The sequence below is a fragment of the Rhizobium sp. 2MFCol3.1 genome (assembly GCF_000377565.1).
In the GTDB taxonomy this organism is placed as follows: domain Bacteria; phylum Pseudomonadota; class Alphaproteobacteria; order Rhizobiales; family Rhizobiaceae; genus Rhizobium.
The window spans coordinates 555,773-569,628 of the sequence record NZ_KB898355.1 but is presented as its reverse complement, the minus strand read 5'-3'; the positions used below and the strand labels follow the sequence as shown (position 1 = coordinate 569,628).

Sequence of the window (13,856 nt, the reverse complement as noted above, 5' to 3'; positions counted from 1 at the left end):
TGTGACGCAGTCGACGATCGATCGGATGGGTATCGACATGGCAGAGATCGGGGCCGTCATGGCTGCTTGAGCAAATTCTACCGACTACATACTCGGCTCAAGGCTGTGGATTTTTGCATGCCACTGGAAAGCAGATCAGACAGCGGCAAGAAGGCGGAGGCACCCGCCCAACCAGAAGCTAACCAATTGCAACCTAGGGCTATTGTTAGCTGCGTGAGAGGCACCGAACAATCATTCTTTCCTGCAATCAGGTTTCATAAAAGTTGAAACAATGTAGAACGATCGTCGCCTAGCAGCGGCACCATCCTTAGGCGCGTATGCACCCTGTCGCCACAAGTGACTGCGCGCCCATTGCGTGACAAAGTCACCGCTGCTGGGAATCGGCATGGCCCTCTCCGGCCACGAAATCTGAACGAGGAATGATCTTGACCCGTACCGTATATCTGAACGGCAGCTGGCTCGCCGAAGCTGACGCCAAAGTCTCCATCTTCGACCGCGGCTTCCTGTTCGCCGATGCGATCTACGAAGTCACCGGTGTTGTCGGCGGCAAGCTGCTCGAATATGTCGGTCACGCGGCCCGCCTTAAACGCTCCACGGCCGAACTTGGGATTGCCTGCCCGCTGACGGACGAGGAGCTGCTTGCCGTTCATCGCGAGATCGTCCGCAGGAACGATCTCGATGAGGGGCTGATCTATCTGCAGATTTCCCGTGGCGCGGCTTACCGCGACTTCGCCTTCCCAACGGACGCAACACCGACGCTGGTTCTGTTCACCCAGGCCAAGGCCGTGCTTGACAATCCGAAGGTCAAGACCGGGATTTCCGTGGCGCTCGTTCCCGATCAGCGTTGGGCTCGCCGCGACATCAAGACGGTTCAGCTGCTCTTTCCCTCTATGGCGAAGATGCAGGCGGCCTCGGTTGGCGCCGATGATGCCTGGCTGGTCGAGGGCGGCTTCGTCACGGAGGCGAGTTCGGCCACATCGCACATCATCAGCAAGGACGGGACACTGATCACACGCGGCCTGTCGAACGCGATCCTGCACGGCATCACCCGCCTCAGCGTTCTCGACATCGCCCGCAGCGCCGGCCTTGCCGTCGAGGAGCGCGCCTTCACGCCTGATGAAGCAAAAAATGCCGCCGAGGCCTTCATCACCTCGGCGACCAGCTTCGTTTTGCCGGTGACCTCGATCGACGGCCAGCCGGTCGGCGACGGCAAGCCGGGCCCTCTGACGTTGAAGCTTCGCGAGCTCTATATCGAAAGCAGGCTGGCGGCTGCGATCTGACGGGATCGCCTCGGCGTTCCGGTCTCAAGCCCGGGCGCCGACGGATAGCTCACGGTTACGAAGTCGGCCCCTGCAGGCGCATCGACCAATCCTCCACCTTCCCGCTTTCCAGCCGTCGCAGCGCGTAGTTGCGCCATGTCGCCGCCAACCGATCGAGATCGGCTATGCCTCGCAACTCCGACTTGTCGAGCGTATCGACGTAGAAGGCGCGCCAGATACGCCGGATCGTCCAATCGGGCGTGGATCGCTCAAGAAGCGTCAGGCGGTCAGTCGGGCCGACAGTGCCAGTCTGAATGACGCGGCAATACCAACCGGTTCGCCCGGTTTCCTGAACCTCGCGCGCCATCGTCTTGCGGCTGAAACGCTCGTTGAGCCGCCAGCAAGGCTGTCGTCCCTGACTGACTTCGACGATCGACGTGCCGAGCTGAAACCTGTCGCCGATGGCGACGCTATCTTCCGTCAGCCCGTCGGTTGCGATGTTCTCTCCAAATGCGCCGGGAGATCTGAGGCGCGGATGCTCGCCGAGGTCGTTCGACCAGGCCGCATAATGCTCGAACGGATAGGGGTGCACCGCCTTTTCCGGGCCGCCATGTTTTGCCGTGTCGCCCTGCATATCGCCGACAAAGCCGCTCTCGCCAAGCCATATGGGTGCGGCGACCTCCAGCTTGTTGATACCGCTCGGAACAGCTCGGGGACCGAGCGGCGCCAGCGATCCTATTCGTAGGCTGAGGACAGGAAGATCGATCATTCCTTCACGTCCAAGCCGCCGAGCCAATCCCGAAGCATCGCTTGAGCGGCCTCGCGAAGTGCTGGACCATACTGTTCGGCAGCGTCGCGTAGCGACGGCACATCGATTCCGGCCGAGGCAAGTTCGGCGGCGTGCCCGACCAGCCATCGCTCGAATCTCTGATCGGGCTCGACCTCCGGATGGAACTGCAGGCCAAGCACGTTGCGGCCGATCGAAAACGCCTGCTGTTCGACGAGTTCCGAAGAGGCGAGGTTCGCAGCATCCTGTGGCAGAGAATAAGTGTCTCCATGCCAGTGCAGCACGGGGAGACCTTCGAGAAACCTCAGCGGGCCTTTGCTGCCGACTGCCGTAAGCGTGAGCTTGGAGAAGCCGATTTCCTTCAAGCCTGTCGGATAGACCCTTTCGCCGAGAGCGGCCGCGATGAGTTGCGCGCCGAGACATATGCCAAGCGTCGGGAGGCCGGCGGCGAGACGCGTGCGGATGAAGACGCGTTCGGCATCGAGAAACGGATAGGCGTCATCGTAAACGCCGATCGGACCGCCGAGAATGACGAGAAGATCGGCCGAACAGGGATCGCCGCCGCAGAAGTCGGGATCACCGACGTCGCTGTAGCGTATCTCGTAGCCCAGTTCTTCCAGTACGCCAGCGAACGATCCGAGATCTTCGAAGTGTACGTGCCGAAGCGCGAGAACGGTTTTTCTCATGATTATCTCCCTGCCGCCATTGTACCCGCCGGTACATCGCATCGGCCATCCGCGCATCCGTCGCCTGTTCCGGACTTTTCCTGCGTCACAGGGGGCGCCGCGTTCAATGCCATCGCAATTCGTGCCCCCAGTACGAGATCATCCTCGACGCCGAAGACGTGACTGAGGATGGCGCCGTCGCGGCCGATCAGGATCGAGGACGGCGTGCCGCGCATGCCGAAGCGTTGCATCGTTACCGGGATGTCCGAGGTCTCGTCAGTCATGTCGACGGCGACAGGTGACGATATCCGATATTCATGCAGAAAGGCGCGCAAGGTCACAGGCGTCATTGCGGCATGGTGTTCGAAGACGGTGTGTATGCCGATCACCTGAAGTTCGGTATTCCCGAATGCACGCTCGATGCGCTTGACCTGCGGCAGAGCCTCGGAGACGCAGCCGGGACACAGGAGCTGGAAGCTGTGGAGGAAGATAGGACGCCCGCGCAGGCCCGATAGCATCAGCGCCGTCGGCGTGTTGAACCATTCGCTGACGGCCAGTTCCGGCGCTAGGATCGGCTTCTGCGCATTGCCGGTTGCTGTTGCGTTTTCCGTATCAAAGGGGCTAATCCTGCCCATGTTCTTTCTCTCTATTAGCCTGGAGGGGAGAATGTGCCGGTTCGCCGATGGCAGTCGACGAACCGGCACCGCTGGTTACTTCGCCGGATCGACTTTGCCCGGCAGGCTGAGATCGCCGGACGCGACCTTGAAGACATCGCTGACGCACAGAAGCGGCGCATGCAGGTTGCCGTTGACCTTCAGGCCGGCGGTGACGCCGTCAAACGACGCGCCCTTGATGCCGTTGATCAAGGACAGTGGGATGGTCACGTCGACGGTGTCGCCTTTGAACGTTGTCGGATAGTCCGGGCTGTCGATCAGAAGGGGTACGCCGGGCCATGTGCTGGGAACCTTCGGCTTGGCATCCTTGGGAATGTCGACAACCTTGAGGCCGGCGCCGCAGGCCTTGTCCTTGGCGAGCACCACCCAATGCGGATGCCATTTCTGGCTATTCTTGCCGCCATTCGCCGCGTCGTCGAAATCCGGGTGGAAAGTGACGGTAAGCGCGACGATGCCCTGTTTTTTCTCGAAGCCGATATCGCCGCTGTCGAGGCTGGTCGGCCAGACATAGGCATAGACGCTGGAGCCTTCGAACTTACCGGTCGCATCCGGCCTGTCTTTGCCCGCTTCGCCGCGCACACGCGTGCTGAAAACGGCGCTGTCGCCCTTGGTCGTGATTGTCGTCTCGACGATATCGAAAGAGGCCTGTACCGCCTTGTCGGGGTGCGCTTTCACGCCGTGGGCGCTGGCGGCGGTGTGGCACAGCAATGCCGTTCCGGCGGCGACGAGCGCGCCGGTTAGAAGTTTGGAGGACATGTGAATGTTCCTTTCTCTATTTGCCTGGAGGGTTGGGGTTATCCCGCTTGAAACCGTGCCCAGGTGGCAGCCCGGGACGTGGGATCGGCTTGTTCGTGATCGCGGCAATCGATGCGGAGCTCCGGCTGGCCGAAGGCTGCGTTCACGAAATGACAGTGATGGGGGCGCTCCGCATCCGAATGGGCGAAAGGCGCGAAATATCGACAGGTTACGCACATGCGCTGAACCGGAATGGCATCCTTTTCCTGCAGGTTGCGGATCATCTTTATGAACATGGCAAGCAGCGCCTGCTGCTCGGAGGCATCAAGGCAATCGATCGCCTGCTCTGTGAGATCGATCGTCGCGTCTTGCCGCAGGACTGCGCTTCCCTCAGGGCTCAGGTACACGCCGACGGATCGTCCATCCACCGCGCTGGCCCGCTTCTCGATATGCCCCTTCTTCTCCAGAGCATTGATGGAATCGGTCGCCGAGGGCTGCGACACGCCGAGATGGGCGGCGATCATTTTGACGGAGAGGCCATCGGGTCTTGCCTCAAGCAGGTCGAGGATCGCCAACTGGGTCGGATTGAGGCCCGCGGCTTTGGCCCTCGTCCACTCATCGGCGCGCAGGACGGTGGCGAGGCGGTTAAGACCCTCGCGAATGCGATAACGGGGGGAGTGCGGGTTCTTTGGCGTTTCCATGAGGTCTGTATATAGGAATCCTATGTACCGTGCAAGGGAGTCGTTGCGTGTCCGGAAACCCCCGCGAAATGCATTGACAGTTTGAACCGAAGTTTACGGATTAACTGTGCTCATATGATTTTCGCAACTCTAAATAGATTTGATGTAGAAGGTCGCACATTATACCAGCGCCTGGGGGAAATTGCGTGCTGATGAAGACCAATACGGCACGCAATGGTGCCGGACACGGTATATCCTACCGTCCCGAGATCGATGGACTGCGAGCGATCGCCATTCTGCCGGTCGTTCTGTTTCACGCAGGCGTGCCGTTCTTCGGCGGCGGCTTCATTGGCGTCGACATTTTCTTCGTGATCAGCGGGTTCCTGATCACCTCGATCATCATCCGCGACATCGACGATAACAGGTTTTCGATCGTCGGATTTTATGAGAGACGCGCCCGGCGCATCCTGCCGCCGCTCTTCCTGATGATCCTTGTATGCCTGCCCTTCGCATGGCTTTGGCTACTTCCGAATGCCTACAAGGATTTCTCGCAAAGTCTTGTCGCGACAGTGACTTATGCGTCGAACATCCTGTTTTACATCGAGACGGGCTATTTCGACGTCACGTCCGCGCAAAAGCCGCTGCTGCACACTTGGAGCCTTTCCGTCGAAGAACAGTTCTATCTCTTCTTCCCCCTCGCCGTGCTGCTCCTGTCGAAACTTCGTCGGCAACTGATCATGCCCGCGCTCGCCTTGATGGCGCTGGCTAGCCTGGGTTGCGCAATCTGGCTGCAATCGGTGAGCCCGGACGCGAATTTCTATCTTATCGTTTCGCGCGCTTGGGAGCTTCTGCTCGGGGCGCTCGGCGCACTCTTCCTGCTCAGCGGTCGCGGCGAGGCGCTGTCCGGCCATGCCGATCGGCTGGCGGCGGTCGGGTTGGCGTTGATCCTCGGATCGCTCGCTTTCTTCCCATCGACCGCGACTACGCCTGGCCTGCTTGTTCTGCCCTGCGTGGTGGGAACCGCGCTGGTGCTGGTGTTCGCCCGCTCGGGCTCGTTCGTCGGCAGACTGCTCAGCCTTAAGCCGGTGGTGGGGTTGGGGCTGATCAGCTACAGCGTCTACATCTGGCACCAGCCGCTGCTTGCGTTTCTGCGTGTGAGAATGTTGGACGAGCCGTCGCTCTGGGTGAGCCTTGCGGTCGCCATGTTGTCGCTTCCCCTGGGATGGCTGAGCTGGCGCTATGTCGAGCGGCCGTTCCGCAATCCGACCAAGGTGAGCAGGCGCACCATTTTCGCGGGCGCGGTCGGCGTGAGCGCGCTCATCTTCGCCATCGGTGCCGCCGGCCAGTTGCGCCAAAACTTCCCCGAGCGGTTGACCGAGCAGGCGAGGAATGTCGCGGGTATATTCAACGACGAGGTTGCGATTTTCCAGCCCTGCCTCAGCACCGAGCAGCGCTACATGCAGGCCGGCGACACCTGCATGCGAAATGAAGGCCTGCCGGAAACCGTCATGCTCTACGGCGACAGCCACGCGGCCGCGATCGCACCTGAAGTGGCGAAGGTATTTGCGGGCCGTGGTGTTGGCATCAGGCAGTTCACCCATTCCGGTTGCATGCCGGTAGCTGGCATCCGCAGTTCGGTGCCGGGAGAAAGCTGCGAGCGCTTCAATGTCGATGCTATGCAGTATCTGGATGCGCACCCCTCGATCGACACCATCGTGCTGGCGTCCCGATGGACAGCCTTGCTCGATGGTACGCTCTTCAACAACCGCGAGGGTGGCAACGAAGGCGATATCATCCGCTATATGGAGCCTGTGGCTGACGCGTCGGCGGGTGATGGATCGCCAGACGGGCGCACGCAGGCGGTATCGGCGCTTGTTCGCGCGCATATTCAGTCGTTGCTCGATCGCGGCAAGAAAGTCGTGCTGATCTATCCTATCCCGGAGGCCGGGTGGGATGTCCCTGCCTATCTCACGAAAGAGATGATGTTCGGCATAGCACGCAACGTCGATCTGACGACCTCGGCCGAGGTGAACGCTGAGCGCAACGCAGCTTCGACCATCATGCTCGATGCCATCGGCGGTGGTCCAAACCTCGTCAGGGTCAGGCCGGCGGCGCTGTTTTGCAACACGCTGCAGGAGGGGCGTTGCCTGCTGCAGCTCAACGGACAGCCGCTCTATATCGATGACGACCATGTGAGCCAGCTGGGCGCGCGCCTGATCGCGGCCAAGCTCCGATAGGCAGCGGGTGAGACGCCTGAGGACAGGGAGAAGCATGCGCGGACGTTGGCGCTCGCCTTCGTTCGCGTGCAGGCTATTCCCTATCGCGCGTTTTGTCCCCGTGCAGCGTTTCGAGTTCCATTATCCGCCGTGCTTGCCGCAGATGCGGCGCATCGATCATCCGGCCGTCGAGCTGAAGAGCGCCCTTTTCTGGCTCTGCCTCAAACGCGGCGATCGTGGCCCTGGCATTGGCGATTTCCGCTTCTGTCGGCGTAAAGGCCGCGTTGATGACGGGAACCTGCAAGGGGTGAATGGCCATCATGCCGGTAAAGCCGTCGCGGCGCCCGCGCTGGGCATAACTTCGCAGCCCTTCCAGGTCGCGGAATTCAGGGTAGACGGTCTCGATCGCCGAGACACCGGCAGCATGGGCGGCGAACAAGGTCAGCGATCGCGCCAGTTCGTAAGGTTGAGTGTAGCTGCCGTCCTCGTTGCGGGCGCTCGTCGCGCCGATCGCCGCCGGCAAATCCTCGGCACCCCAGGTCAGGCCAAGCAGCGATTGGCGAACGGCTGCGTAACTCCCCAGTTGGAAGATTGCCGCCGGTGTTTCGGTGGCGATGGGCAATATCGGAATGTCCGGCGCCATCGCCACCAAGGCTGTCACGCTCGCGCTGCCCGCCGCTTTCGGCAGCACGAGGGCGTCCGGCTTGGCGTCTAGGATGGCGCGGACATCGTCCTCGGCCAGGCCGCTATCCAGTGCGCTGATGCGAACGAACAACCGGGCCTTTCGCTCCGCCGATTGCAGGAATGACGCGACTGCCGTTCTGGCGGCGGGTTTTGCCTGCGGGGCGACGGAATCCTCGAGATCGAGGATCAGGGCGTCTGCGGACGATTCGAGCGCCTTCTGCATGCGGTCCGGTCGATCCCCCGGCACGAAGAGCAGCGAGCGCAGCCTCATGCCGGTCTCCTCTGCACCAATGCATTACGCAGGCACCTGCAAACCACTTCGCCGCGCTGATTGATCAATTCGTGCTGGAAGGTCACGATGCCTGCCGTGGGCCTCGATCGGCTCTCTCTCAGCTCGGCGACCTCGGTTTCGGCACGCATCGTATCGCCGATGAAAACAGGTTTCGGCATCACCAGCTTGTCGTAGCCCAAATTCGCAACCAGCGTGCCCATAGTCGTGTCACCGACCGAGAGCCCGACCATCAGCGCGAAGGTGAAGGTGCCGTTGACGAGTATCTGGCCGAATTCGCTGGCCTTCGCCGCTTCCGCATCGATGTGCAGTGGCTGCGGATTGTGGGTCATGGTGGAAAAGAGGAGATTGTCTGTTTCGGTGACCGTACGGCGGATCTCGTGCGAAATCCTCTGGCCGATGGTCCAGTCTTCGAAATGACGCCCAGCCATCATTGGTCTCCTTCCAGCTGCATGAGAACGCTGCCTTCAACGACCTGCGCCTCGGCAAGCACTTTCATCTCCGAAACGACGCCATCAAACGGTGCGCTCAGCGTCTGCTCCATCTTCATCGCCTCGATGACCACAAGAGGCTGCCCTCGGGTCACCCGATCTCCCTTGGCGACCATCAGCGCGATCACCCTGCCCGGCATCGGCGCGACGATCGCGCCATCGGAATGACCGGCACTCCCTCCCGCATGACCGGCGCGCGGCGGCCCATATGCCCAGGCTTCGCCATCCAGAAAGAGCACGCCGGCATCGGTCACGGCCGGCTCGCCACCATCGCGCAGTTCCACGCGATAGGCTGCACCGCCGACCTCGATGCCGATCTCCCGCGACGGCGGTGCGTTCATACGAAAGCCGCTTCCTGTCGTCCATATGCCGCCGCCCGGCTTCGGCAGGATCGCCCGCGCTGCCGCTTGCAGCACGCGCTCGCTGGGCTCGGTCGGCGGAATCAGATCGGTCGCGTGCCTTTCGATGAAGCCGGTGTCGACCGCACCAGTGCGAAAATCGGGGTGATCGAGCGTGCGTGCGAGGAAGGCGGCGTTGGTGCGCACGGGCCAGACCTCGACATTCGCTGCCGCACGGGCCAATCGCCGCGCCGCGTCCTGGTGCGTTGCGCCGTGGCTGATCAGCTTGGCGATCATCGGATCGTAATAGGCGCTGATCTCATTGCCCTCTTCGACACCGCTATCGACCCTGATGCCATCGGGAAACCTCAGATGGATCAGCCGCCCGACCGACGGCAGAAAACCGGTCGATGGGTTTTCGGCGTAAAGGCGCGCCTCCATTGCCCATCCGTTGATCGATAACTGCTCCTGGCGCATAGGCAGCGGCTCGCCGGATGCGACCAGGATTTGCCATTCGACCAGATCCTGACCGGTGATGGCCTCGGTCACAGGATGTTCGACCTGCAGCCTGGTGTTCATCTCCATGAACCAGATGCGATCGGCGCGAAGCCCGTCTGACGCATCCGCGATGAACTCGATCGTCCCCGCCCCGACATAATCGACCGCGCGCGCTGCCTGAACCGCGGCCTGGCAGACGGCCTCTCGCGTCGATGCATCCATGCCCGGCGCCGGCGCTTCCTCGATGACCTTCTGGTGGCGTCGCTGGAGCGAGCAATCCCGTTCGAACAGGTGAACGACATTTCCGTGTGTGTCGCCGAACACCTGGACCTCGATGTGCCGAGGCGAGAGGATGTATTTCTCGATCAGCACCCGGTCATCGCCGAACGCGGAAGCGGCTTCACGCCGGCAGCTGGCGAGCGCCGCCGGAAATTCCGCGGCGCTATCGACCCGACGCATCCCTTTACCGCCGCCACCGGCGACGGCCTTGATGAGAACAGGGTAGCCGATCGCATCCGCCTCCCGCTGCAACCGCTCGTCCGCCTGGTCCTCGCCGAGATAGCCCGGCGTGACCGGGACGCCCGCCGCGATCATCCGCTTTTTGGCCGCATCCTTGAGGCCCATGGCCCGGATCGAAGCCGCAGGCGCCCCGACCCAGATCAGGCCGGAGGCCGTGACCCGTTCTGCGAACTCGGCATTTTCCGACAGAAAGCCGTAGCCCGGATGGATCGCCTTCGCGCCGGTCCGCATCGCGGCGTCGATGATCCTGTCTGCGTTGAGATAGCTCTCCTTGGCCGATGCCGGCCCGATGCACACCGCCTCGTCCGCCTCGCGAACGAAGGGCATATCGCCATCGATCTCGGAGTGCACGGCGATGGTGCGGATCCCCACCCGCTTTGCCGTTCTTATGATCCTCCTCGCGATCTCGCCGCGATTGGCGATCAGCAGGCTGTCTATCACGGTCTCTCCTCTCCCTGCCCTTACGGCTACATGCGAAACAACCCGAACTGGGCGCGCTCCGGTATCGACGCATTCAGCGTCGCCGCGAAGGCGAGGCCGAGCACGTCGCGTGTCTGAGCGGGGTCGATGATGCCGTCGTCCCATAGCCGCGCCGTGGCATAATAGGGGTTGCCCTCGTCCTCGTATTTCTGCCGGATCGGTGCCTTGAAAGCTTCGGCCTCATCGGCGCTCCAGCTCTCGGCATCGCGATGCACGGTCGCCAGGACGGAGGCGGCCTGCTCGCCGCCCATCACGGAGATGCGCGCATTCGGCCATGTGAACAGAAAGCGCGGCTGGTAGGCGCGGCCGCACATGCCGTAGTTGCCAGCGCCGAAGCTGCCGCCGATCAGCACCGTTATCTTCGGCACCGATGCCGTTGCCACCGCCGTCACCAGCTTCGCGCCGTTCTTGGCGATCCCCTCCGCTTCATATTTCCCGCCGACCATGAAGCCCGAGATGTTCTGCAGGAAGAGCAACGGTATGCGCCGCTGACAGGCAAGCTCGATGAAATGAGCGCCCTTCAGCGCGCTCTCCGAGAAGAGCACGCCATTATTGGCGAGAATAGCTACCGGGATGCCCCAGATCCGCGCAAAGCCGCAGACCAATGTGGTGCCATAGAGCGCCTTGAACTCCTGCAGTTCAGAGCCATCGACGATACGGGCGATAACCTCGCGGACGTCATAAGGCGTACGGACGTCTCGCGGAACGATGCCGTAGAGCTCCTGCGGATCGAGCTTCGGCGGTTGCGCCTCAGCCACCTCGATATCCACCCGCTTCGGCCTATTGAGCGTCGCGACGATGTCGCGGACGATCAGCAGCGCATGTTCGTCGTTTTCGGCGACATGGTCGACGACGCCGGATTTCCGGCCATGAGTCTCCGCTCCGCCGAGTTCTTCGGCGGAGATGATCTCGCCCGTCGCCGCCTTCACCAGCGGCGGGCCGGCGAGGAAGATCGTTCCCTGATTGCGCACGATGACGGTTTCGTCAGACATCGCGGGCACGTAAGCCCCACCCGCGGTGCAGCTGCCCATAACGCAGGCGATCTGGGCGATGCCCGCCGCCGACATCTGCGCCTGGTTGTAGAAGATGCGCCCGAAATGATCGCGATCGGGAAAGACCTCGGCCTGATGTGGCAGGTTGGCGCCGCCTGAGTCGACGAGATAGATGCAGGGCAGCCGGTTTTCCCAGGCGATCTCCTGCGCTCGCAGGTGCTTCTTCACCGTCATCGGAAAATAGGCGCCGCCCTTCACGGTCGGGTCGTGCGCCAGGATCATGCATTCGACGCCCGAGACCCGGCCGATGCCTGTAATCATGCCCGCGCCGGGCGCCTCGTCATCATACATGCCATTGGCGGCAAGCTGTCCGATCTCGAGAAACGGCGAGCCGGGATCAAGCAGGCGCTGGACGCGGTCACGCGGGAGAAGTTTGCCGCGTTCGACATGCCGCTCGCGATGTTTTTCGGAACCGCCCAAAGCTGCCTGCGCCACCTTGGAGCGGAGCATCTCCACGAGAGCTAGATTGTGCGCTTGATTGGCGGCGAAGGTTTGCGAGCTGGGATCGAGCATCGTCTGCAGCTCCGGCATCAGCCCCTCCCCTCAGCGCCGATGACTTCGCGCCCGATCAGCATGCGGCGCACTTCGTTGGTGCCGGCGCCGATGTCGAGCAGCTTGGAATCCCGCCAGTACCGCTCCACCGGCCAGTCTTTGGTATATCCGGCGCCGCCGAGTGCCTGGATCGCCTGCTCGGCCACTTTGACCGCACTCTCAGACGCGTAGAGAATGGCCCCGGCTGCATCATGCCGCGTCGTCTTGCCGGCATCGCAGGCTCTCGCCACCGCATAGACGTAGGCGCGAGCCGAATTCAGCGCCACGACCATGTCCGCCACCTTTGCCTGGATCAGCTGGAAACTGCCGATGGGCGTTCCGAACTGCTTGCGCTCCCTGATATAGGGAAGCACCACATCCAGGCAGGCCTGCATGATACCGAGCTGGATGCCGGAAAGCACCACGCGCTCATAGTCGAGCCCGGACATCAGCACTTTAACGCCGCCATTCAGCGGGCCCATGATGTTCTCTTCCGGAACGAAGCAGTCGTTGAAGACCAGTTCCGCCGTCGGCGAGCCCCTCATGCCGACCTTGTTGATCTTCTGGCCGATCAAAAAACCCTCAAAACCCTTCTCAACCAGAAAGGCGGTAATGCCTTTGGAGCCACCATCGGGAACGGTCTTGGCATAGACGACCAGCGTGTCTGCATAGGGCGCGTTGGTGATCCAGAATTTGGTGCCGTTGAGGCGGTAACCGCCGTCAACCCTATCGGCGCGCAGCCGCATCGAGACGACGTCCGAGCCGGCGCCTGCTTCCGACATGGCAAGGCTGCCGACATGCGCGCCGGATATCAGAGATGGGAGATATCGCTGTTTCTGTTCGTCCGATCCCCAGCGCGAAATCTGGTTGATGCAGAGATTGGAGTGCGCGCCGTAGGACAGGCCGACCGATGCCGAGGCGCGGCTGATCTCCTCGCAGGCAATAACGTGTTCGAGATAGCCGAGCCCAAGGCCGCCATGCTCTTCGGGCACTGTAATGCCGTGAAGGCCAAGTGCGCCCATCTCGGGCCAGATCTCGACCGGGAACCAGTCTTCCTCGTCTATCCTCGCGGCAAGCGGGGCAATACGATTGGTCGCAAACCGATGCGTCGTCTCACGGATTGCCTCCGCCATTTCGGATAACCCGAAATCCAACTCCAGCATGTCGCCAGTCCTCCCAGACTGCGATCATGCTAGCGCGCTTGATCCTATTAGTAAAATCGATGTTTGGCGTGCCGCCCAGAGATCGGCGCATCGGTATGCCCGCGTTAGGATCTGGCGCGCTGCAGGGCGGCGAGGACAGAGCGTTCGGAGCGCAGGAGATAGTCGTCGAGCTGCTTCGTGGCAGTGTCTGTGTCGCCGCGCTCAAGGGACGCAAGCAGGGCTTTGTTCAGCGCGATATAGGGTTCATGAAGGTGAGCCGTATCGTCGAACTGCGCGAAGACCAGCCGCAATTCCGCCAGGACGAGTTCGAAACCGGCGTTCAATCGGGGACTGTCGCAGAGGTCCACCATCGAGCGGTGAAACTCCATGTTGATGGTCCCGACCTTTAGCCAGTCCCCATTCGCCTGCGCCGCGCCCGTTCGCGCCAGCTGGTCTTTCATACGGCTGAGGGCCGGATGCGTGGGGCTCGCAGCCTGCACGGCGCCTTTTTGAATGACGCGCCGGACGCGGTAGATATCCACGACGCTGGCCTCGCCCGGCGTTGCGACGAACACCCCCCTGTTGGGGATATAGGTCAGCAGGTTCTGGCTTGTCAGCAGTCGAAACACCTCGCGCAGTGTGTTGCGCGATATGCTAAAATGCGCTGCCATATGCTGCTCCGAGAGCTTCGCGCCCGGCGACAGTTCGCCCGAGATCAGCATGTCTCGGATGCGGCCTGCGACATGGGCGGTCAGCGGCTGGTCCTCGGCCGGGACATGCGACGCGTCAATCATGAAGAACCCTTATCCTCTCATG

Annotated in this window: 13 protein-coding genes; 2 read left to right on the top strand and 11 right to left on the bottom strand. The window is 62.0% G+C overall.

Translation table 11 applies throughout. The features are described 5' to 3' along the window. Positions 1–419 precede the first annotated feature (419 nt). Positions 420–1,280: a D-amino-acid transaminase gene (locus tag D460_RS0108465; RefSeq protein ID WP_018898108.1), complete on the top strand. Its 861-nt coding sequence runs from the start codon at positions 420–422 to the stop codon at positions 1,278–1,280. A 55-nt stretch (positions 1,281–1,335) separates the two neighbouring features. Here D460_RS0108465 and D460_RS0108460 read toward each other — a convergent pair whose 3' ends face one another. The 5 genes from D460_RS0108460 to D460_RS0108440 all read right to left on the bottom strand — a co-directional run bounded on the left by D460_RS0108460 (position 1,336) and on the right by D460_RS0108440 (position 4,821). Next, positions 1,336–2,025: an MOSC domain-containing protein gene (locus tag D460_RS0108460; RefSeq protein ID WP_196809326.1), complete on the bottom strand. Its 690-nt coding sequence runs from the start codon at positions 2,023–2,025 to the stop codon at positions 1,336–1,338. Then, the gene (locus D460_RS0108455; RefSeq protein WP_018898106.1) at positions 2,025–2,732 is read right to left on the bottom strand and encodes a glutamine amidotransferase; all 708 of its coding nucleotides are present in this window, start codon (positions 2,730–2,732) and stop codon (positions 2,025–2,027) included. Before D460_RS0108455 ends, D460_RS0108460 begins: the two co-directional genes overlap by 1 nt. Positions 2,733–2,734: 2 nt before the next feature. Further along, a complete protein-coding gene (locus D460_RS37160; RefSeq protein WP_018898105.1) occupies positions 2,735–3,346 on the bottom strand; it encodes a hypothetical protein in 612 nt (203 codons plus the stop codon). A 75-nt stretch (positions 3,347–3,421) separates the two neighbouring features. Further along, on the bottom strand, positions 3,422–4,141 hold the full coding sequence (locus D460_RS0108445) for a hypothetical protein (RefSeq protein WP_018898104.1): 720 nt from the start codon (positions 4,139–4,141) through the stop codon (positions 3,422–3,424). Between the two features lie 38 nt (positions 4,142–4,179). Then, the gene (locus tag D460_RS0108440; protein ID WP_018898103.1) at positions 4,180–4,821 is read right to left on the bottom strand and encodes a MarR family transcriptional regulator; all 642 of its coding nucleotides are present in this window, start codon (positions 4,819–4,821) and stop codon (positions 4,180–4,182) included. 191 nt (positions 4,822–5,012) lie between these two features. On the opposite strand from D460_RS0108440, the gene D460_RS34985 reads away from it, so the two are divergent. Then, a complete protein-coding gene (locus D460_RS34985; protein WP_018898102.1) occupies positions 5,013–7,037 on the top strand; it encodes an acyltransferase family protein in 2,025 nt (674 codons plus the stop codon). Between the two features lie 73 nt (positions 7,038–7,110). Here D460_RS34985 and D460_RS0108430 read toward each other — a convergent pair whose 3' ends face one another. From D460_RS0108430 to D460_RS0108405, 6 genes are all read right to left on the bottom strand, one after another. Next, positions 7,111–7,971, bottom strand: coding sequence for a CoA ester lyase (locus D460_RS0108430; RefSeq protein ID WP_018898101.1), 861 nt, complete (start codon positions 7,969–7,971; stop codon positions 7,111–7,113). Next, positions 7,968–8,420 (bottom strand): MaoC family dehydratase, encoded by a 453-nt coding sequence (locus D460_RS0108425; RefSeq protein ID WP_018898100.1) that lies wholly within the window; start codon positions 8,418–8,420, stop codon positions 7,968–7,970. Before D460_RS0108425 ends, D460_RS0108430 begins: the two co-directional genes overlap by 4 nt. Continuing rightward, positions 8,420–10,276 (bottom strand): biotin carboxylase N-terminal domain-containing protein, encoded by a 1,857-nt coding sequence (locus D460_RS0108420; protein ID WP_018898099.1) that lies wholly within the window; start codon positions 10,274–10,276, stop codon positions 8,420–8,422. Before D460_RS0108420 ends, D460_RS0108425 begins: the two co-directional genes overlap by 1 nt. Positions 10,277–10,302: 26 nt before the next feature. Next, entirely contained in the window at positions 10,303–11,898 is a 1,596-nt protein-coding gene (locus D460_RS0108415; protein WP_018898098.1) for a carboxyl transferase domain-containing protein, read from the bottom strand. Then, complete coding sequence (locus D460_RS0108410) at positions 11,898–13,061, bottom strand: isovaleryl-CoA dehydrogenase (protein ID WP_018898097.1); 1,164 nt, start codon at positions 13,059–13,061, stop codon at positions 11,898–11,900. Before D460_RS0108410 ends, D460_RS0108415 begins: the two co-directional genes overlap by 1 nt. 104 nt (positions 13,062–13,165) lie before the next feature. Further along, entirely contained in the window at positions 13,166–13,834 is a 669-nt protein-coding gene (locus D460_RS0108405; protein WP_018898096.1) for a GntR family transcriptional regulator, read from the bottom strand. Positions 13,835–13,856: the final 22 nt, after the last annotated feature.

Coding starts and splice junctions, on each gene's coding strand:
- D460_RS0108410 (WP_018898097.1), bottom strand. CDS start 13,061: ATGCTGGAGTTGGATTTCGGGTTATCCGAAATGGCGGAGGCAATCCGT.
- D460_RS0108440 (WP_018898103.1), bottom strand. CDS start 4,821: ATGGAAACGCCAAAGAACCCGCACTCCCCCCGTTATCGCATTCGCGAG.
- D460_RS37160 (WP_018898105.1), bottom strand. CDS start 3,346: ATGGGCAGGATTAGCCCCTTTGATACGGAAAACGCAACAGCAACCGGC.
- D460_RS0108405 (WP_018898096.1), bottom strand. CDS start 13,834: ATGATTGACGCGTCGCATGTCCCGGCCGAGGACCAGCCGCTGACCGCC.
- D460_RS0108465 (WP_018898108.1), top strand. CDS start 420: ATGATCTTGACCCGTACCGTATATCTGAACGGCAGCTGGCTCGCCGAA.
- D460_RS0108430 (WP_018898101.1), bottom strand. CDS start 7,971: ATGAGGCTGCGCTCGCTGCTCTTCGTGCCGGGGGATCGACCGGACCGC.
- D460_RS34985 (WP_018898102.1), top strand. CDS start 5,013: ATGAAGACCAATACGGCACGCAATGGTGCCGGACACGGTATATCCTAC.
- D460_RS0108445 (WP_018898104.1), bottom strand. CDS start 4,141: ATGTCCTCCAAACTTCTAACCGGCGCGCTCGTCGCCGCCGGAACGGCA.
- D460_RS0108415 (WP_018898098.1), bottom strand. CDS start 11,898: ATGCCGGAGCTGCAGACGATGCTCGATCCCAGCTCGCAAACCTTCGCC.
- D460_RS0108455 (WP_018898106.1), bottom strand. CDS start 2,732: ATGAGAAAAACCGTTCTCGCGCTTCGGCACGTACACTTCGAAGATCTC.
- D460_RS0108425 (WP_018898100.1), bottom strand. CDS start 8,420: ATGGCTGGGCGTCATTTCGAAGACTGGACCATCGGCCAGAGGATTTCG.